This window comes from Clostridium sp. JNZ J1-5 (assembly GCF_053901425.1).
This window is the reverse complement of the sequence record NZ_CM132773.1, coordinates 3281968-3302957: the sequence shown is the minus strand read 5'-3', so window position 1 is coordinate 3302957 and position 20990 is coordinate 3281968. Positions and strand designations below refer to the sequence as shown.

Sequence of the window (20990 nt, the reverse complement as noted above, 5' to 3'; positions counted from 1 at the left end):
TATAATAAAAAACTGTACAATATATATTTAACTATAAAATTTACTAAAATTAAAATATTTTAAGGATTTATTACATATAAAATAGTATGGTAAAGGTTTACAGATAAACTATCATTTTTAACAGCGAACCATTATCTAATTTATCTGATGACTACCATCCGTAATACTCCCACTTTTAAAGTGGGAGATAACGGCTGCTACGTCCCTAGATAAGGGCTTCACCTAAAGGATAACGACTTCTAAGGAGTAAAACTCCTAAGAATTCTGTTAATAAGCTTCAGTTGGAGAAAAAACTCCACCTGAATCCAAGAATCCTCTTTATAATACAAAATATAAATAAATTAAATAAGGAGGTTACTTATGCCAATATGTCCTTGTTTAAAAACTTGTCCTTTCTATAATGACAGACTTAATACCCCACATACACCATCTAAAGAGCTTAAAATTAAATATTGTATGAATGATAATTTCAGTTGTGCAAGACTTCTAGTTGCCCGATTTCTTGGTGTGAATTCTGTGCCTTTAAACTTACTCCCTAATGAAATGTATAAAGCTGAAGAAATCATAAATAATCAAGAAAAATACTAACAGCCTAGAAGGCTACACCTTCTAGGCTGTTAGTATTTCAACTCCATCTTCTGTAACTAATATAGTATGTTCCCATTGGGCTGTGAGTTTTCCATCAGCAGTAACTGCTGTCCACCCATCTTCAAGAACTTTGCATCTATATGTTCCTTGATTAATCATAGGCTCAATAGTAAAGGTCATTCCAGGTACTAGTACCACACCTGTATTAGGACGTCCACAATGATCTATAAATGGATCTTCATGAAACTTTAATCCTACTCCATGACCACCATATTCCCTTACCACTGAATATCCTTTTCCTTCTGCATACTTTTGAATAGCATGACCAATATCTCCTGTAGTATTATATGGCTTAACTTGGTCTATTCCAATATATAAACACTTTTCAGCTGTTTCAACTAATTTTATAGCATCTTCTGAAGCTTCTCCTATTATAAACATTCTACTAGCATCACCAAAATATCCATTATATATGCTAGTTACATCTACATTTACTATGTCCCCACTTCTTAAAATTCTCTCATCAGGTATGCCATGACATACTACTTCATTTATTGAAACACAGACACTTTTGGGATAGCCCATATAATTTAATGTAGCTGGAATGGCTCCAAGTTCTATTGTATAATTATGAACCCAAGTATTAATTTCCTCAGTAGTTACTCCTGCTTTTATTCTTTCTCCAACCATATCTAAAACCTTTTTAGTAACTTGACAACTCTTTCTTATACCTTCAATTTCTTCAGGAGTTTTTATAATTTCTCTCGGAGGTATAATCTTCCCTTCTAATTCTAACATTCTCAGCTTCTCATCACTGGCAAGGTGGCAATTCTTATATTTCTTTCCACTTCCACACCAGCATAATTCATTTCTAGACAATTTTTCCATGTATTCACCTTCTATATAAATTTAATATAATACTCCTACTTATATTCTATTATTTTATCATACTTTAGTTATCTATATACAATAATTTATTTTCACAAATTCATCACAATTATAACAAATTTTAATCAAATTTACACTTTAAAATATAGATATAAAATAATTAAGGAGGATTTCATTATGAAAAGAAAAAAAATTTTATCAATAGCAGCACTTACTTTAGCTATTGGATTAACTGCAACTGCCTACGCCTCTACTACTGAAGGAACAAATTCTAACTCTATAAATATTACTACATCCACCACACAAGGTATTGGCCTAAGAAGAATTACTGGAATGAGAGGATATGATTTTGTTTCCTCTATACTAAAAGATAAATTGAAACTAAATGATGAAGACATAAATAAAGCAAGACTTGATGGAAAGACTCTTTACGATATTGCACAAGAAAAAGGATTATCTCACGATGAATTAAAAAATTCAATGCTAGATGCCAAATATAAAGCCATTGATGATGCTGTATTAAAAGGAACTATCACAGAAAGCGAAGGTAAATCTTATAAAGAAGCTATAAAGAGTCGTTCAGAGAATGCAATTCCTGGTCAAGGAAGAATTAATAAAATGAAAGGTTCATTGGGTAATCAAGGTCAAGGCCAAGGTAGAGGCATGAGAGGAAATGGTTATAATTGCACATATGAAAATTCAGTAACCAAATAATACGATTTTATTAATTAATAAAATGGGTTGTCTAAAAAATGTAGTTCATACATTTCTTATGACAACCTATTATTTTTACTGTAATAATTAATTATTTTTTAAATACTCCAAAAGGCTTACCTACAGGTAAAAATTCTCTTCCAAAATGAGGATTTAAAACTGTTGCTGCAGAACCATAGAATCCGACTAATGCAATAATAAACTCTGAAATTCCTGCAAGCTTGTGGGAAAATTCTGGAGCTACTCCAAAGGTATATAATGTTAATCCTATAAATAGAAAATCAATTAAGAAAAATATTATAAACAGTACCTTATTAGTTTCTGCAGCTCCAATTGTCATAAATATACTAAAAATTAAATAACCTATAAATGCAAATCCTAATTGTTTTAAATCAACAGTTTTTGCTAATGCTTGTCCAAATACTCCTTGCTGAATCATCCATCCCATAGCCACTGCTATCCAAAAGAATCCATAAGCCCCAAAAGCAGTGCTTCCAAATACATTATTACGCTTTGAGTCATTAACACAGGCATATAATTGAGCTAACCCTCCTAGGAAAATTGCCCAAGGAATTAAAAATGAAACACCTTGTGTAATTCCAAGTTTTTGACTTGAAGCTACTAATGTTACCATCGCTAGTCCAAATAGCCCAATTGAAGAAGGGTCTGAATTAACAATTTTTACACTTTGATTTTCGTTCGTACCCATAATAGAAATAACCTCCAAATAATTATGTACTATCCGTAAAAATATTCACACTTTATTAAAGTATCAGAAAATTTATAATTTGTCAAATACTTTATAAAATTGTCGTCTAGTCACTTATTTTGTTTATAATATCCTATATTATGAATATAGGAATAGTTAAATTAAATAAACCTCAGAAATAATTCCAAGGTTTATTTTTTTCTATTTTTTAGTAGACTTTTTATCAATTTCTCCTTTTATCTGTTCTTCAGTCATTCCTTCAGCATTTATTATTGGAGTTGTTGTTAAGGTATCTTGTATTCCCATAAAATCTTCACTTAATCCACTTAGAATTACAGCATCAAAACTATTAAGGGTTGATGAATTATATTTCATGTTTGTATCTAATTCCTGAACGCTATATCCTTCATTTTTAAGATAATCACCTATCCTGCTTAATTCTTTTTCAACTGCCACCTTTTTCATTTCCAACCACCTCTTAAATTATTTTTTCATATCTATAAATATTTCATAATTTATTTTCTCCTATTTATTTAAATTTATTATCTTTCATCATTTAAATGTCCAAAAAACTACTAATGAATAGATAATAGCTAAAAAGAGATGCAATCACATTTGCATCTCTTTTCCATTTATTTATTATATTTTTTATTAAGCTTTAACTGTGCTCTTTCTATTTAATACTATATTTATCAAAACGCCTACTATTGCAGCTAAACTTAGTCCTGATATTTTCACATTTTCTGTTACAGGTATACCTAATGATATTCCAGTAAATCTTTCTAGGTAAGTTGTTCCAAGCCCTAATAATATAACTGTAATTATTATTATTATATTTTTTGCATTGAATTCAACTTTTCCACCACCAAGAGTTTTTACTCCTATAAGTGATATCATACTAAAGAGCATCAAACTAATTCCGCCCATTACAGGAGTTGGTATTGTTCTTAAGAAACCTCCTATTTTCGCTATAAATCCTAATGATACTGCGAATACTGCTGTTATTCTAAGTATTGCCGGGTTGTAATTTTTAGTTATAGCAAGAACTCCTGTATTTTCTCCATAAGTTGTATTTGCAGGTCCTCCTATTAATCCAGCAAAAGCTGTTGCGAGACCATCTCCTAGTAAAGTTCTATGTAGGCCTGGATCTTCAATGAAATTTTTTCCTACAACTTCGCCATTAGTGGTAATATCTCCTATGTGCTCCATGAAAACTGCAATAACAACTGGGGCAATTATGGCAATAGCACCTAAGTCGAATTTTGGTAGAGTAAACTTTGGCATTGCAAGCATTGGAGCTTCTTTAACAATTGTAGTATCTACTATACCAAATTTTAATGATATTAAATATCCTATTACCACAGCAATTAGTATAGAAAGTTGTTTTAAAAATCCTTTTCCTCTTAGTGTTATTAAAAGTGCAGTTCCTAATGTAATTCCTGCTATTAAGAAATTTTTAGATGCCATATCAAAAGCTGTTGGTACTAGACTTAATCCTATTACTATAATCATTGGTCCAACTACTTGGTTCGGTAAGTACTTTCTAATATTTTCAACGCCTATTTTTTTAACAACAAGTGACATTATTACATACAATAAACCCGCTACTACAATACCGCCTTGTGCATAAGTTAAATCGCCATTGAATTTTTCTTTAACTGTTAATATTCCTGCTATGAAGGCGAATGATGATCCTAAGAATACAGGAACTTTTCTTTTTGTACATATATGAAATATAAGTGTTCCTACCCCAGCAGATAAGAGTGCAACTGAAGGGTCAAATCCTGTAATAATTGGAACTAATACTGTAGCTCCAAACATAGCTATCAGATGTTGCAATGCTAAAATAAGCCTTTTGCTTACTTCCCACACACTTAAATTTTCTTTTACTTCTACTTTTTCGCTAACTATTACGTTTTCTGACATAAAAAAACCTCCTTATTTTTAGATACTAAGGAGAAAATCACTCTTCTCCTTTTTTCAGCCTCACTGGACTGAATTAAAAAGTAATTTATTTAAAATAAAAAACTTCTTGTCCATGCTGACAAGAAGTATAATCACATACATAATGAGCTTACCCTAGGTAACTCCACTATCATCTTGCCAGCCTCACTGGACTGGATTAAAGATATTCATATTATCCTTTTAGTTATTATATCACCTATAATAATTACTTTCAATATACAAATTTAAAATAATTTTAAGAACTTTAATACAATAAAAAAGATTTCAGTTTCACTTATAAATACTTATTTAAAAATAACGACTTATATAATGAGGAGATTTATTATGAATGAATTCTTTATTTAAGTTTATATTCAAAATTTAATTGATTCATTTGAAAATAAAGGAGGTAAACTTATGGACATTGCAATGTTATCAGTAATCAATAATCATAACAAAGTTAATGATGCTGCCAGCTTACTAGTTTTAAAAAAAGCTATGGATACTTCAGAGGAAAATGCGACTAACATGGCTCAGTTACTTAATCAATCAGTTAACCCTAACCTAGGAACTAACTTCGATAAAACAGTATAAATTTATAAAGGATGCATTCTTATGTATCCTTTATTTATTATTTTTAATTTACTATGAGATAGATATATAATAAAAAAATAAGCCATTCTTCTATTGATTCAAACTGAGAATGACTTATACAAACATATATATTTTTTTAATATACAAAACTCACTCCTTTACATTCTAATAAAATTCTTAAATCCGCTTTTAATTTGTCGCTTATATTATCTGAATCCTTGATCAGCTTATATCCCTCTATAATAACATTTTTACATAAAGTTTTTGATGGCACCTCTATGCTTTGAATAAATTGCAGATATTTAATTACTTTCATATTAGTCAAATCACTTTCAAGTTCCATTGTATTTTTTATAATTGCCTTCATAGTTCTTTTTTCCATTTCCTCTTCCATAATACTTTTCATTCTATTCTTAACTACTAAAACCGGTATTGATAACATCCCAGCTACAGCAATAATACCTGTTATAGTTTCCTTTCTATCGTATTTGGCTCCCATTTAATTCCCCCTTTTATTTTTAATAATTTGTAGTGCATAATTCCTATATTGAAATATATTCATAACTTTTATAAATATTCTTACAGGATATTTTAGTAAATAAAAAAACTTCAATAGATTAAATCCATTGAAGTTTTTTTATTTACTTATTTATTAGTATAGCAAGCTACAATTTCCCCATAATAAATTGTGTGTTTATCATCATCTGGGTATGTAGACTTCATTATGTTTCCATCTACTAAATCTAAATCCATATCTTGCTTATATACAACCCTACATTCATAGATATATCCGCAGTTTCCTATAACAGGTGCCTTAACTATTTCTCCCTGTTCCAACTTAAGCCCAGATTGGCTTATTTTATCTACATTTCTCCCTGACTTTGTTCCACAGAACATTAAAGCACTTTCCATTTTATCATCCATAGGTATACTTACTGTAAACTCTTTTGAGTTTTCTATAAATTCATGAGTATATCTTGATTTTCTAACGAGTACAGTGAAAATAGGTTTTTTCCATTCGAAACCTATATTTCCCCAACTTATAGTCATAGTATTAATCTTTTCTCCACTTCTAACTGTTAGAAAAGCTCCTTTTTTATAAAGACGTTCCATTACCTTATCAAGATTTTTTGTAAAATTTACTGTCATGAAAATTCCTCCTCGTTACTTATTAGTCAACAAATATAATTTTACCACATATTTTATATATTAGTTTATAAAATATTATATACATATATTAACATCCATGCTAAAATATCAACTATGTAAGGGGGACATAATATGGATTATTTACACAAAAGAAATTTAATATTAAATGGTGATATGAAAAAGGTGATTTTAACCCTTTCTCTTCCCATTATGTTCAATAATTTAGTGCAAACTTTATATAGCCTTGCTGATATGTTTTGGGTAAGTAAACTAGGTGCTATAGAAGTTGCTTCCACTGGATTTGTTTGGCCTGTTCTTTTTCTTATAATATCTATAGGTATGGGAGTTACTATAGCTGGTACTTCATTGATTTCTCAATATGTAGGATCTAACCAAAGAGAGGAAGCTAAATTAACAGCTTCTCAAATTTTTTCTGTTGCTATTATCTTAGGAGCATTCTTATCTCTTTTAGGTTACTTTTTAACACCTTATATCCTTAGGATTATGGGGGCTGATTCGGAACTTTTTAAAAATAGTTATGCATATTTAAGCATTATGTTTTTTGATATACCTTCATATTTTATATTTTTAGTTTTTGGTGCCATTAGGCAAGCAGAAGGAGATACCCTGTCTCCTATGATATTGAATGTAGTTGGTGCTGTGACTAATGTCCTTTTAGATCCTCTATTCATTTTCAAATTTAACATGGGAATAAAAGGTGCTGCAATTGCTACTGTACTTTCTAAAGTAATATTTGTTCCATATGTTATATACATTTTATTTAAACCTCAAAACGGTATTTATATTTCATTAAAAAGTTTAAAATTAAAGAAGAAAATAGTAAATAGAATATTAAAGGTTGGAGTTCCTACTTGTATAGGACAGTCTTGCTCATCCTTAGGCTTTATAGTACTTAATGCTTTCATTGTATCCTATGGCAATGATACAATGGCTGCTTTTAATATTGGAAATAACATAAATTCTATAATAATGATGCCAGCTCTAGGCATAGGTACTGCTCTTGCATCTATAGTTGGACAAAATTTAGGAGCAGACAAAATAGACAGAGCAAAGATTGCATTTAAAACCTCAATATCTATATGTACAATTATCTTAGTAATAGGTGGAATAATATTGTTTCTATTTGCTGGAAATATAATTAAAATATTTGTACCTGACCCGAAGGATATTGGAGTTGTAATAGAAGGTAAATATTATCTTAAAGTAATTTCTGCAGCCTTACCTTTTATGGGTGTATTTCAAATTTTAATCGGTATCTTTCAAGGCTCTGGTCACACTTTTTATTCTATGATTATGGACATGGGAAGGCTTTGGTTCCTTAGGCTGCCTATGATATTATTTTGTAAAAATTTCACCAATTGGGGATCTCCTTCTGTATGGTATTCTATGATTATAAGTAATGGAATTATTTGCATAATAGGTATAATTATATATTCTACAGGTAATTGGCAAAAAAAAGTTATTCATAAAAAAGTCTCTGCATAGAAATAAAATAGAATATATAATATCAAGGATGTGTATATAATATTTAAGTGTAGTAAAATATATAATGTATATTATAAAACTTTGGACGAGGTGATTAACTATGTTTACTTTACCAAAACTTCCTTATGCATATAATGCATTAGAACCTTATTATGATGAAGAGACTGTCAAAATCCATCATGACAAACACCATCAGGCATATGTAGATGGACTTAATAAAGCCGAAGAAAAAATTAAAGAGGCCAGAGAATCTGGTGACTATTCCCTTATAAAGCACTGGGAAAGAGAACTTGCTTTTAATGGCGCTGGTCATATGCTTCACACTTTCTTTTGGGAGAACATGATATCTGGTGGTTCTCAACTTACCGGAGATATTGTTAATAGAATAAACGAAGATTTTGGCGACACTGAATCCTTTAAAAAACAATTTACTGCTGCAGCAACTGCAGTAGAAGGCTCTGGTTGGTGTATTCTTGTTTGGATTCCTAAATTTCAAAAATTAGAAATCCTTCAAGTTGAAAAACATCAGGATCTAACTATCTGGGGAGCTATTCCACTTTTAATTCTAGATGTTTGGGAACATGCCTATTATTTAAAATATCAAAACAGAAGAGCTGATTTTATATCCGCTTGGTGGAATATAGTAAACTGGGACGTTGTAAATAATAGATTTGTTGAAGCAACAAAATTAAAATAATTTATCTTAAACATATATAAGCTATAAAGAGTTATTTAAACAATTCATCTCTTTATAGCTTATTTTTTTGCAACTTATATTTTATAATCATTTGTAATAATCTTAAATATGCTAATAAAAGTTCTATTTATTAAAAATTTTTTCAACAGAACAAGCGCTAGCTATTTTCCGCAGTACTTCTGCAATTTCTGACGCTTTATCTTCATCTGCTAATACTATTAAATAATCTCCAGCATATATAGTTGAATTTCCTTTAGGTATTATTTCTTTTTGCCCCCTTTTTATTCCTACAAGTAAACACTGCTGTGGCCAAGTTATTTCTTTTATTTTCTTTCCTTCAAGAGCAGTTCCTAAACAAACAGCAATCTCTAATATAACTTTTTTCTTACTATCCCCTACGAATTTATTTTCCGTTTTGCTGTTTTTCATTAGAATTCTTTCTAATAAGGATTCGTAAATAGGCTCTGATTTCATTAAATCAGCTGTTATATATGCAGTAATTGATACTACTGTCAATGCTAAAAGATGGCTAAAGGATCCCGTCATTTCAGTAATTAAAATACTTCCTGTAATAGGAGCTCTAACAACTGCTGTAAAGTAACCTGCCATGGCCAACACAACAAAATTGGTAATATACTCTGGACTAATACTTAATACTTTTGCTAGTACACTTCCATATATATTTCCTATTATAGCTCCAATTACAAGCATAGGTAAGAATATTCCTCCTGGAACTCCAGATCCAAAGCTTATCATAGTAAATAAGAATTTGATTATTAATAATAGTAGAAGCATTTGTAATGCAAACTTTTCATGAGTAAATTCCATTATTAAATTATGACCTGATCCCAGTGCCTTAGGAAAAGCTAATGCTAATATTCCTGCTACAACAAATGGTATAATGGGCCTTACTTGTGCCGTAAGCCATTTTTTACTTGAGTATAAATCTTGAGTTTTCAAAAGTGTTTTATTGAACAATACCCCTAAAACTCCTGTTATAATACCTAAAACTATTAAATATAAATAGTATTTTAAAGGCAAAATATTAAGTAATTCAAAATTAAAAACTGGTCTTAATCCAAAAAACTGTTTTGAAATAAAATCTGCTGTAATTGAAGCTGACATTGCAGAGACTAATACTAAAGGTGAAAAATTTTTATGTATCTCTTCTAGTGCAAATATTACTCCAGCTAAAGGAGCATTAAATGCCGCTGAAAGACCTGCACTAGCACCACTAGTTATTAAATACTTTTCTTCAATCTTTACTCTTTTAAAAATTCTACTAAATCCTTGTCCAACTGCAGCACCCATTTGTATAGAGGGACCTTCTCTGCCTAAAGATAATCCCGCACCAATAGCTAGAATTCCTCCAATAAATTTTCCTATAATTACTCTAAGCCAATCCATTTTAAGTTTTCTAAGCAAAATTCCCTCTGTCTGTGGAATTCCACTTCCTGAAATCATAGGTTCTTGTTTTACCATAAAACCTACTACCAAACTTACTATTATATAAATTAAAAACCAAAATACAACTAAAGTTATTGTATGCTTTTTTATTACAAAATTCTGCTCTGTAAATTTCCATATCCATTCTACTGCAAAACGATATAGTACTACTAATAGACTAGCTAATGCTCCAATTATAATACCCTCTATAACTAGCTTTAACTGAAAAGTCTGCCAATGAAATAAGGTATTATGTGTGCCATGTTTATTTTGTGCTTCCACGTTACTTCCTCCAATATTGTTTATTGATATAAGTTAATTATAAACTTATAAAGCATTGTTATCAACCATTAAAGAACTAGGCTAAAATCAGTGTTGACATGTGGTATGAATTTTCACAATTTTTAATTGATATTTTTATTACCGCATGATATTATGTTACTAATACGATATAAAGTTTTCAAAACTACATATACAATTGTTAATAAAGGGGGATAAACTTGGAAAAAATAGCTTTAATTACCGACAGTACATCTGACTTAAATGATGAAATCATAAATGAATACAATATCAAAGTACTTCCATTGAAAATTATTTATAAAGATAGAGAATATATTGATAGAGTAACAATAACTCCTCAACAAGTTTATGATAGTCTAAGTGTTGAGGTTCCCCATACTTCACTACCTTCAATACATGAAATGAATGATTTATTTTCAAAACTAGAAGAGGAAGGGTATACACATGCAATTGCCATATGTATTAGTTCTGGACTATCTGGAACATATAACACCTTAAAACTTGCAGCCAGTGAGCATGATAGATTAAAAATTACTGTATTTGATTCGAAGTCCCTTACACTTGGTGCTGGTGCTCTTGTAATTGGCTGTGGTGAAATGTTAAAACAAGGAAAGTGTTATGATGAAATTGTAAATTTATTACCTTCTATGAGAAATAAAATTAGTGTTTACTATATAGTAGATACTTTAGAATATTTAATAAAGGGTGGAAGAATCGGCAAAGTATCCGGTACAATTGGAAAACTTCTTAATCTTAAACCAATTATATCTATAGATCCTGAAGGTGTATACTATACCTACACTAAAGTAAGAGGAAAGAACCAAGCAAAGACTAAACTTATGGAGATAATTAAAGATAATTTAACTAATTCTAAATCAAAGATATGGGTCATGCATGGTGGTGCTTTAGAAGAAGGTAAAAAATTCTATGAAAGTTTGAAAGATGATCCAAATATCACATCTCTTAACTTTGGAGAAATAAGTCCTGTAGCTGGAGTACATACTGGACCTGGCCTTATAGGGGTTGTTATTGTAAAAGAACCATTTATAATATAAAGTAAACCTAGGATAAAAGTCCTAGGTTTACTTTATATTCTTACTATTTATTATCTACTATATTTGTTAAGGTTCCTATTTTTTCTATATAACATTTAATTTCATCCCCAGCTTTTAAAAACTTAGGTGGCTTAAATCCCATTCCTACTCCTGCTGGAGTTCCTGTAGATATTATGTCTCCAGGTTTCAAAGTGGTTCCTTTAGAGAACTCACTTATTATGTAAGGTATATCGAATATTAACTCTTTAGTATTTGATTTTTGTCTAAGTTCACCATTTACATAACACTCAATATCTAGTTCTATAGGAAACTTTATATCTCTTTTGTCTACTATCCACGGTCCTATAGGACATGTACCATCAAAACTTTTACCTTTAAACCACTGTACATGCTTTGTTTGAATATCTCTGATAGATATATCATTTAAAATTGTATATCCAAAAATATATTCTTCCACTTTATCATAGGGTATATCTTTTCCTCTTTTTCCCATAATAACTGCTAACTCTACTTCATAATCAAGTTGTTTAGTTATCTCTTCATGAAGGGATATTTTTTCTTCATTCCCTAAAGATTTATCAACCAGTTTACAAAAGTATATAGGATTTTCCGGTAATCCGTTTTTTAAATCCATAGTACTTGGAACTTCTTTCACATGTTCCTTGTAATTTTTTCCAAGACAAATAACTCCTCTTCTAGGTTCCGGGATTGGTGCTTCTAATGTAACATCACCTATATCTATACATTTTTCTTCATTGTCAATATTTATTAGTCTTTCTTCATATTTATCAAAAAAGTTCTCAATAAACTCCATCATATTATTAGTGCCACTTTCCCCAAAAACATCTTTAATTATTATTATTTTTTTGTCGTCTTTTGTCATAACTCCTATTTCTTCATTTCCTTTATAATTGAAAGTAATAAACTTCATATTAAACACCCCCATATTTATTTTCATTAATTATATCAGAAAATCCTCGTAATATTAAAATTTATTTAAATTATTGATTCATCTATATCTTAAGTATATAATTTTATCAATACCATTATAAATTCCCAAAATAAGGAGACAACGCCATGAAAAAAGTTTTTTTCAAGTCTATAGATTCTTATATGGATACTGAAAATATAAGCAAAACTGCAGCCTATCTCTTAGATAGAATAATTAAGGAAGAACAAATCTCTCTAGAAAAATATATTCCTCTTAAAGTTCACTTCGGTGAAAAAGGAAATAAAACATTTATTGAACCAAAGAACTATAATGGCATTATTGAATATCTGAAAAACCATAATGTGAAAAGTTCTTTTATTGAAACAAATGTGCTATATGAAGGAGAACGCACTACTAAAACTAAACATATGAACCTTGCAAAAGATCACGGTTTTACACAGCTTCCTATAGTAATAGCAGATGGAGAATATGGAGAAGATTATGAATTAGTCGTGATTAACAAAAAAGTATTTAAAATGTGCAAGATAGGCAAAGAAATTGCAAAACAAAAGCAGTTAATTGTCCTTAGTCATTTTAAAGGGCATGTTTTGGCAGGTTTTGGCGGTGCCATAAAGCAGCTAGCAATGGGATGTGCTTCAAGAGGCGGAAAATTGGATCAGCATGTTAACTCTATTCCAAAAGTTAATCCTTTCAAATGTAAATCTTGTAATGTCTGTGTAAAAAATTGTCCTGAAAATGCTATTTTATTATCTTCAAAAGCAAAAATAGTTAAAAATAAATGTATCGGATGTGCTTCCTGCATGGCAATATGCCCTCACAAAGCTATATCAACTAACTGGTTAGGCGCACTATCAGGTTCATTCAGTGAAAGACTTGCAGAATATGCTTTTGCAGCCCAAAAAGATAAAAATAATATATATATTACATTTGCTTTTAATATAACAAGAGGATGTGACTGTGAAGGTCATAAAATGAATCCAATTGTTAGCGACCTTGGAATATTTGCATCTACAGATCCTATAGCTATTGATAAAGCTTGCCTTGATGCTCTTGATAAAAGAAAAGGTGGAAAAGTTTTTTCGAGAGGAAGACGTACTCTTGAATATGGTGAAAAAATCGGATTAGGAAACTTAAATTATAAATTAGTTGAAATTAACTAATATAACCAAAAACTTTCAAAACAATTTATAATTTATTTAAAAAAATATTGAAAATTTTTTTTAATAATGTTATAATGAAAACGTAATCAAACCCACACTACATGTTATTTAATGATATACGGACAGAATTTAATATGGTATCACTTTGCGTGCTACTGACTCGATCAGGCATGAGCAATTGATTAAATTTGAACTTTCTATATTTATTTGTATTATTATGTCGCTTTTACGTGATAATACAAATGAGTATAGAATAATTCTCATTAATCTTTGCTCATGCCTTTTTCTTCTATTAAAAACTCTACACTAATAAATAATAAACAAAAGAAAGGAGAAAATACTATGTTTAAAAAATTTTTTGGTGTTTTACAACAAGTTGGTAAAGCATTAATGCTCCCAGTTGCCTTATTACCGGCAGCAGGATTACTGCTCGCCTTCGGAAATATGTTTCAAAATCAACAATTCTTAAATATTGCTCCTGCATTAAATGTTCATTGGTTTCAACAACTAGCTAAAGTTATGGAACAATCAGGTGGAATAATATTTAGCAATCTTGCCCTACTATTTGCAGTTGGTGTTGCAGTTGGTCTTGCCGGCGGTGAGGGCGTTGCAGGACTTGCAGCTATAGTTGGCTTCTTAATTATGAATGCCACTATGGGCCTTATATCTGGAATTACTCCAGAAATGATAGGTAAAAATCCTGCCTTTGCAAATGTTTTAGGAATTCCTACTCTTCAAACAGGTGTTTTTGGAGGTATTATAGTTGGAATTATTGCAGCACAGGTATATAAGAAATATCACAACATAGAACTTCCGCCATACTTAGGGTTCTTTGCAGGAAAGAGATTTGTGCCAATAGTAACAGCAGCAGTTGCAGTTATACTTGGTATTGCAATGACCTTTATATGGCCGCCAATACAGCATGGTTTAAATGTATTTTCATCTAATATGATTGATACAAATAAAACCCTAGCAGCCTTTGTCTTCGGAGTAATAGAAAGATCCTTAATACCATTTGGTTTGCATCACATATTCTACAATCCATTTTGGTTCCAATTTGGTGAATATATAAATAAGGCAGGTCAAGTAGTAAATGGTGATCAAACTATATTCTTTGCCCAATTAAAAGATGGTGTTCCATTTACAGCAGGTACATTTATGACTGGTAAATTTCCATTTATGATGTTCGGTTTACCAGCAGCAGCACTTGCTATATATCATGAAGCAAAACCTGAAAAGAAAAAGGTAGTTGCAGGTATAATGGCTTCTGCAGCACTAACTTCATTCTTAACAGGTATTACAGAACCAATTGAGTTCTCATTCTTATTCGTTGCCCCAGCACTATTTGCAATCCATGCACTATTTGCAGGATTATCATTTATGACAATGCATATTTTAAATGTTAAAATAGGTATGACATTCTCTGGTGGAGTTATAGACTTTCTTCTATTCGGAGTAATTCCAAATAGAACAGCCTGGTGGTTAGTAATTCCTGTAGGCTTAGTATTTGCATTAATTTACTACTTTGGTTTCCGTTTTGCAATCAGAAAGTGGAATTTAAAAACTCCAGGTCGTGAAGATGACATAGTTGAAAATAATACCTCTGACGTTAAAGGTGCAGCATTAGCTGTAGGAGTACTAGAATCATTAGGCGGAGGAGAGAATATTGATAATCTTGATGCTTGCATAACACGTCTTCGTGTAATTGTTAAAGATATTAATAAAGTAGATAAAGAACGTATAAAGAAACTTGGAGCTTCAGGTGTTATGGAAATCGGCAATAACATCCAAGCCATATTTGGTCCAAAATCAGATCAATTAAAAGAACAGATAAAAGACGTTATGGCTGGTAAGGTTCCAACAGAAAATATAGATCTAAAAAAATCTGAGTCAAATTCTGAAGTAAGAGATTTAGATTTTATAATTCCAGTATCCGGAAAAATTATAGAATTGTCAGATGTCCCAGATCAGGTATTTTCACAAAAAATAATGGGTGATGGCTTTGCAATTGAACCATCAGATGGTGAAGTTGTATCTCCTGTAGATGGAGTTATAACAACATTCTTCCCAACAAAACATGCAATTGGCATAACATCAGATAATGGCCTTGAAATATTAGTTCACTTTGGAATAGACACAGTAAATCTTCAAGGTAAAGGCTTTACAGCACTTATAGAACAAGGTTCTAAAGTAAAAGCCGGTCAACCAATGTTAAAAGTAGACTTAAAGGAAATCGCAAAAGAAGTTCCATCACTTATTACACCAATAGTATTTACAAATTTATCTGAAGATAAAAAAGTTTCATTTAAGCCTGACCAAATTGTAAAACATGGTGAAAATGGAGTTATATCTATAAAATAAGCAATAAATATATCTGAAAATATCTATATAAAAATATAGTGACCGCAATAATTGTAGTCACTATATTTTTTACATATTTCCTTTACTCTATAACTATTTTTCCATCATGCAGTTTTACTTTTATGTGTGAGCCTTCTCCAAATTTCTTTTGTAGGTATTGCTCTGCAATTTCATCTTCAATATACTTCTGAATAGTTCTTCTTAATGGCCTAGCACCATATTTACTATCATATCCGATTTCTAATATATAATCTTTTACTTCTTCGGAAACTTCTAAAGTTATTTCCCTTTCTTTAACTTCTTCAACTACTTCCTTTAACATTAAATCAATAATTTTATTAAGTTCTTCTTTAGTAAGAGGTCTAAATACAATAGTATCATCTACTCTATTTAAAAATTCTGGCCTAAATACTTCCTTAAGTGCTTCTTTTACATGGTTCTCCAAATCATTATATTCACCTTGAGCAAATCCAATTCCTGAAGCCTTATAGTTAGTTCCTGCGTTAGAAGTCATAACTATTACTGTATCTTCGAATGAAACAGTTCTTCCTTGACTATCAGTCAGCCTTCCATCTTCAAGAACTTGAAGTAGCATATTAAATACATCTGGATGAGCTTTTTCAATTTCATCTAAGAGTATAACAGAATAAGGTTTTCTTCTTACTTTTTCTGTTAACTGTCCTCCTTGGTCATATCCTACGTATCCTGGAGGCGCTCCTATTAGCTTTGACACAGTATGCTTCTCCATATATTCAGACATATCAATTCTAATTAATGCTTCTTCACTTCCAAATAATTCACAAGCAAGAGCTTTTACAAGTTCTGTTTTACCAACACCAGTAGGTCCTACAAAAATAAATGAGGATGGTTTTTTCTTTTTCCTAAATCCCAATCTATTACGTCTTATAGCTCTTGATAATGCTACAATACCTTCATTTTGTCCTATAACTCTTTTATGAAGTTTTTCTTCCAAATTAAGAAGTTTATCTGCCTCTTCTTCAGTAATCCTTTGTACAGGAATTTTAGTCCAAGCCTCTATAACATAAGCAATATCTTCAACAGTCAATTCTATATTCTTGCAGTTTTTCTCAATATGATCAATCTTTTCTTGAACCTTAAATTGATCCACTTTATATTTTGCTGCCTTTTCATAGTCATTATTAGCTGCTGCTTCTTTCATATTTAATTCAACTTTTATTAATTCTTCCTTTAGCGCTTCTAATTCTACAAGTCCTCTATTCTTTAGATTTGCTCTTGAACTAGCTTCATCAATAACGTCTATTGCCTTATCAGGTAAAAATCTATCTGTTATATACCTTTCTGAAAGATTTACAGCCATCTCTATAACTCTATCTGAAATTTTTACTTTATGGTAATCTTCATAATAATGTTTTATTCCTTTTAAAATTTCTATACTTTCTTCATTGGTGGGTTCTTCAACTAAAACCGGTTGAAATCTTCTCTCTAAAGCTGAATCTTTTTCTATATATTTTCTATATTCTTCTAAAGTAGTTGCACCAATTATCTGTACTTCTCCCCTTGCTAATGCCGGCTTTAATATATTAGCAGCATTCATAGCGCCACCTTGAGCTTCTCCTGCTCCAATAATATTGTGCACTTCATCTATTACCAAAATAATATTACCATTATCTCTAGCTTCCTCTATTATCGACTTCATTCTACCTTCAAATTGACCTCTAAATTGTGTGCCAGCTACAATAGCTGTAAGATCAAGAAGATATACTTCAGCATCAAATAACTTAGCTGGAACTTGTCTTTCTGCAATTCTCACAGCCAAGCCTTCTGCTATTGCAGTCTTACCAACACCAGGCTCTCCAATAAGTATAGGATTGTTTTTATTTCTTCTATTTAGAATCTGAACAACTCTATCTAGTTCTCTATGTCTTCCTATAACCATATCTACCTTACCATTTTTAGCTTTTCCAGTAAGATTTATCCCATACATATTCAAATACTTTCTCTTTTTCTTGAATAAACTACTTTTTGATTTTGTCTTTTCTTTTGCTTCCACATTTGAATGCTTTTTATCATCTTTTTCCTCATTTATAGCATCTTCATTTGTAATGTCTGAGTTATCCTTTTGTTCTGGCAATATACCGTTAAATAGATTGGAAAGCATGCTATTTTCACTTAAATCATCTATACTTATATCTTGAAGCATACCATTCATTTGTTCAGCTAAATTTTCAAAATTCTCTGGAGTTATACCTGCCTGCTTCATTAGCTGATCTAAAATTGGATATCCCATTTTCTTAGCACATTCTAAGCAAACTCCCACCATTTCAGTCTTTCCATCTTCTACTTTAGCTGTATATATAGTTGCTACATTTTTTTTACAAATAGAACACATTTGCATCTATATCATCTCCGTATTTTTATATATCCAAATATATTTTTATAGTTAAAGTATATAATACTTTATATTTACAATTTTATCAATCAGATTGTTAAAAACAATTATGAAAAAATAATGAACTTATTTTTATTCTATATTGATAAAAATATTGACTATATATATTGTATCATAGTATTGAATTTTAAATAATGACTCTTAAATTTTTACTTTTTACTATTTATCTCATATTTATAACACAATTTCCCCTCTATGCTAATAAACTATTAGTAAGATTACTACTTGGAGTGTGATTATATGAATACATCCTTTTATAGAAAATTAGTAGTAGGTGTCAATACAAAAGTTCCACTAATAGATGGAAAATATGGTCAAGCTATAAATTTTGATAATGCAGCCACAACTCCTCCATTTGTTACTGTAGTCGAAGAAGTTGTAAAATTTCTTTCATTATATTCTTCAGTTCATAGAGGATTCGGTTATAAATCTCAACTATCTACTAAATTATATGAGGATAGTAGAAATATTGTAGCAAAGTTTGTAAATGCAGATACTAGACACAATTCCGTTATTTTTGTTAAAAATACTACTGAGGCCATAAATAAACTTTCTAACATGCTTTATAGCAAATATAAAGATGATATTATTCTTTCTACTGACATGGAGCACCATTCTAATGATTTACCTTGGAGAAAATATACTATTGACTACGTTTCAGTTGATCAATGTGGAAGACTATCTCTAGAGGATTTAGAATTAAAATTAGATAGATATAATGGAAAAGTTAAGTTAGTTACCATTACTGGAGCATCTAATATTACAGGTTATAGAAACCCAATACACGAAGCAGCAAAACTTGCCCATAAATATGGAGCAAAAATTTTAGTAGATGGAGCTCAATTAGTTCCTCATGCAGTAGTGGATATGAAACCCATGGATTCAGATGAGCATATAGATTATCTCGCTTTTTCTGCTCATAAAATGTATGCTCCTTTTGGAGTAGGTGTATTAATAGTTCCAAAAAAAGATTTTGAAGATATTCCACCTGATTATTCTGGAGGAGGGACAGTAGATATTGTTACTCATGATTATATTAAATGGTTAGAGCCTCCACAAAAGGATGAGGCTGGTTCACCTAATGCAATAGGAGTAATTGCCTTATCTACAGCAATAGAAATTTTAAATTCCATAGGTATGGATAATGTAGAAAAATATGAAAATAGATTGACACAATATGCCCTTAAAGCTTTAAATCAAATTCCTGATATAAAAATATATTGTGATGGAATGGATACTAGACAAAGAATCGGAACTATCGCTTTTAACATATCTGGAATAAAACATGAAATAGTTGCAAAAATTCTTTCTTACGAATCAGGTATATCTGTTAGAAATGGATGCTTCTGTGCTCAGCCTTATGTGCAAAAGCTCTTAAGAATGACTAGCGAAGAAGTAGAGGAAAGAATAAAAAGTGGTAGCCACGAGCCAGGTATGGTAAGGGTAAGCTTTGGAATATATAATACTAAACCTGAAGTAGATGTTCTTGTTTCCACATTAAAGAAAATAGCTTTAAATAAACAATCCTATATAGCTAAATATAAATCTCTGCCTAATGATCTCTATTTCCAAGCAATGAGTTATCAATAGGTTGTCCATTTAACTTTAAGTATAAAATTCTCTAGAGGATTTTATACTTTTTATTTAATAGTTCTTACAGTAATCCAAAGCTTGATCTTTTCAGATATCATAATTTTATTTATTTTTAGTTGATATTCCTTTCCTTCCAATTTCATAATTCTTTTATCTATTATTTCACATAAAACATCTCCATCTATTTTATCTACTTCTTTTCCTATTAACCCTTTAAACTTATTTTTAATATGTTTTTCCAGAGCAATTTTAGTTATATCATCAATTTGTGTATTACCTTCTTGCATAAGATCTACTTTAATTTCTTTCACAACAAGCCTCTTTTTATAAACAGCTTCTTGATATCTTTCTAACTTAAGTTTATCCTCTTCAATTACTGTGTTTAAGTGCTGAATCTGTTTTATATAGTTGTCTATTCTGTAGCTTACTAATAAATTTATTATAATTACACCAACCATTCCACCTAAAAACAAACCTGTAAAAAAAAACATGAGATATTTGCTTTTATTATTTACTTTAACCATATTTCACCACACTTTTGTACTAGTTTTATGAACTTATACCCAAGATTTGCACCTATAAGCGCAAACAATATGTACACTATCTGCTTTATTAAAGCTCCTAATTCGCCTCTAAATATACCTTCTTCTATAAGCTGAAAAGATGAAAATGTACCTCCTAGTGATGTAGCTACTGCCCATATTTTTATAGACTCTGCTAAATTTAGCATGGTTCTTAAAGGTGGATTATTAGTCATTAGTGCTCCAATTCCAGCAAAGGAACTTGCTCCAATTATAACTCCAAATGATATTAAAAAACTATAAACTATGTTAGTTACGAAATTAGTCACTTAATTCACTCTCCTACTGAGAAAATAATATTTCTATATAATTTATGATATAT

The 20990-nt window shown here is 30.4% G+C and carries 20 protein-coding genes; 9 read left to right on the top strand and 11 right to left on the bottom strand.

Annotated elements, in window-relative coordinates; genetic code table 11:
• The first annotated feature begins 360 nt into the window (after positions 1-360).
• Positions 361-588: a hypothetical protein gene (locus ACWW38_RS15800; RefSeq protein WP_456258486.1), complete on the top strand. Its 228-nt coding sequence runs from the start codon at positions 361-363 to the stop codon at positions 586-588.
• Between the two features lie 21 nt (positions 589-609).
• On the opposite strand, the gene map is transcribed toward ACWW38_RS15800, so the two are convergent.
• Complete coding sequence (gene map / locus ACWW38_RS15795; RefSeq protein ID WP_456258485.1) at positions 610-1476, bottom strand: type I methionyl aminopeptidase; 867 nt, start codon at positions 1474-1476, stop codon at positions 610-612.
• 177 nt (positions 1477-1653) lie between these two features.
• Here map and ACWW38_RS15790 point away from each other — a divergent pair, with 177 nt between their 5' ends.
• Positions 1654-2190: a hypothetical protein gene (locus ACWW38_RS15790; protein ID WP_456258484.1), complete on the top strand. Its 537-nt coding sequence runs from the start codon at positions 1654-1656 to the stop codon at positions 2188-2190.
• 91 nt (positions 2191-2281) lie between these two features.
• Here the strand turns inward: ACWW38_RS15790 and ACWW38_RS15785 are convergent, their stop codons facing one another.
• From ACWW38_RS15785 to ACWW38_RS15775, 3 genes are all read right to left on the bottom strand, one after another.
• Positions 2282-2899 (bottom strand): acetate uptake transporter, encoded by a 618-nt coding sequence (locus ACWW38_RS15785; RefSeq protein WP_456258483.1) that lies wholly within the window; start codon positions 2897-2899, stop codon positions 2282-2284.
• Between the two features lie 201 nt (positions 2900-3100).
• Positions 3101-3364 (bottom strand): YkuS family protein, encoded by a 264-nt coding sequence (locus ACWW38_RS15780; RefSeq protein WP_456258482.1) that lies wholly within the window; start codon positions 3362-3364, stop codon positions 3101-3103.
• A 186-nt stretch (positions 3365-3550) separates the two neighbouring features.
• Positions 3551-4825 carry a uracil-xanthine permease family protein gene (locus tag ACWW38_RS15775; RefSeq protein ID WP_456258481.1) on the bottom strand — a complete coding sequence of 425 codons (1275 nt, stop codon included), beginning with the start codon at positions 4823-4825 and terminating at the stop codon, positions 3551-3553.
• A 435-nt stretch (positions 4826-5260) separates the two neighbouring features.
• On the opposite strand from ACWW38_RS15775, the gene ACWW38_RS15770 reads away from it, so the two are divergent.
• The gene (locus ACWW38_RS15770) at positions 5261-5437 is read left to right on the top strand and encodes a YjfB family protein (protein ID WP_456258480.1); all 177 of its coding nucleotides are present in this window, start codon (positions 5261-5263) and stop codon (positions 5435-5437) included.
• 136 nt (positions 5438-5573) lie between these two features.
• Here ACWW38_RS15770 and ACWW38_RS15765 read toward each other — a convergent pair whose 3' ends face one another.
• Both ACWW38_RS15765 and ACWW38_RS15760 read right to left on the bottom strand, forming a co-directional pair.
• Positions 5574-5936: a transcription factor gene (locus ACWW38_RS15765; protein ID WP_456258479.1), complete on the bottom strand. Its 363-nt coding sequence runs from the start codon at positions 5934-5936 to the stop codon at positions 5574-5576.
• A 146-nt stretch (positions 5937-6082) separates the two neighbouring features.
• The gene (locus ACWW38_RS15760; RefSeq protein WP_456258478.1) at positions 6083-6586 is read right to left on the bottom strand and encodes a flavin reductase family protein; all 504 of its coding nucleotides are present in this window, start codon (positions 6584-6586) and stop codon (positions 6083-6085) included.
• Positions 6587-6718: 132 nt separating this feature from the next.
• Between ACWW38_RS15760 and ACWW38_RS15755 the strand changes: the two genes are divergently transcribed.
• Positions 6719-8092 carry an MATE family efflux transporter gene (locus tag ACWW38_RS15755; protein ID WP_456258477.1) on the top strand — a complete coding sequence of 458 codons (1374 nt, stop codon included), beginning with the start codon at positions 6719-6721 and terminating at the stop codon, positions 8090-8092.
• A 100-nt stretch (positions 8093-8192) separates the two neighbouring features.
• Positions 8193-8789: a superoxide dismutase gene (locus ACWW38_RS15750; protein ID WP_456258476.1), complete on the top strand. Its 597-nt coding sequence runs from the start codon at positions 8193-8195 to the stop codon at positions 8787-8789.
• A gap of 123 nt (positions 8790-8912) precedes the next feature.
• Here the strand turns inward: ACWW38_RS15750 and clcA are convergent, their stop codons facing one another.
• Positions 8913-10517 (bottom strand): H(+)/Cl(-) exchange transporter ClcA, encoded by a 1605-nt coding sequence (gene clcA, locus ACWW38_RS15745; protein WP_456258475.1) that lies wholly within the window; start codon positions 10515-10517, stop codon positions 8913-8915.
• A gap of 218 nt (positions 10518-10735) precedes the next feature.
• Here clcA and ACWW38_RS15740 point away from each other — a divergent pair, with 218 nt between their 5' ends.
• Positions 10736-11590, top strand: a complete 855-nt coding sequence (locus ACWW38_RS15740; protein WP_456258474.1) for a DegV family protein — start codon at positions 10736-10738, stop codon at positions 11588-11590.
• Positions 11591-11633: 43 nt separating this feature from the next.
• On the opposite strand, the gene ACWW38_RS15735 is transcribed toward ACWW38_RS15740, so the two are convergent.
• A complete protein-coding gene (locus ACWW38_RS15735) occupies positions 11634-12521 on the bottom strand; it encodes a fumarylacetoacetate hydrolase family protein (RefSeq protein ID WP_456258473.1) in 888 nt (295 codons plus the stop codon).
• A 146-nt stretch (positions 12522-12667) separates the two neighbouring features.
• Between ACWW38_RS15735 and ACWW38_RS15730 the strand changes: the two genes are divergently transcribed.
• Both ACWW38_RS15730 and ptsG read left to right on the top strand, forming a co-directional pair.
• Complete coding sequence (locus ACWW38_RS15730; RefSeq protein ID WP_456258472.1) at positions 12668-13702, top strand: DUF362 domain-containing protein; 1035 nt, start codon at positions 12668-12670, stop codon at positions 13700-13702.
• Positions 13703-14044: 342 nt separating this feature from the next.
• A complete protein-coding gene (gene ptsG, locus ACWW38_RS15725; RefSeq protein WP_456258471.1) occupies positions 14045-16063 on the top strand; it encodes a glucose-specific PTS transporter subunit IIBC in 2019 nt (672 codons plus the stop codon).
• An 82-nt stretch (positions 16064-16145) separates the two neighbouring features.
• On the opposite strand, the gene ACWW38_RS15720 is transcribed toward ptsG, so the two are convergent.
• Complete coding sequence (locus tag ACWW38_RS15720; RefSeq protein WP_456258470.1) at positions 16146-18440, bottom strand: AAA family ATPase; 2295 nt, start codon at positions 18438-18440, stop codon at positions 16146-16148.
• A gap of 294 nt (positions 18441-18734) precedes the next feature.
• On the opposite strand from ACWW38_RS15720, the gene ACWW38_RS15715 reads away from it, so the two are divergent.
• Positions 18735-20084 carry an aminotransferase class V-fold PLP-dependent enzyme gene (locus tag ACWW38_RS15715; protein WP_456258469.1) on the top strand — a complete coding sequence of 450 codons (1350 nt, stop codon included), beginning with the start codon at positions 18735-18737 and terminating at the stop codon, positions 20082-20084.
• Positions 20085-20134: 50 nt separating this feature from the next.
• Here the strand turns inward: ACWW38_RS15715 and ACWW38_RS15710 are convergent, their stop codons facing one another.
• Positions 20135-20611, bottom strand: coding sequence for a hypothetical protein (locus ACWW38_RS15710; protein WP_456258468.1), 477 nt, complete (start codon positions 20609-20611; stop codon positions 20135-20137).
• Positions 20599-20937 carry a YtrH family sporulation protein gene (locus tag ACWW38_RS15705; RefSeq protein WP_456258467.1) on the bottom strand — a complete coding sequence of 113 codons (339 nt, stop codon included), beginning with the start codon at positions 20935-20937 and terminating at the stop codon, positions 20599-20601. Before ACWW38_RS15705 ends, ACWW38_RS15710 begins: the two co-directional genes overlap by 13 nt.
• Positions 20938-20990: the final 53 nt, after the last annotated feature.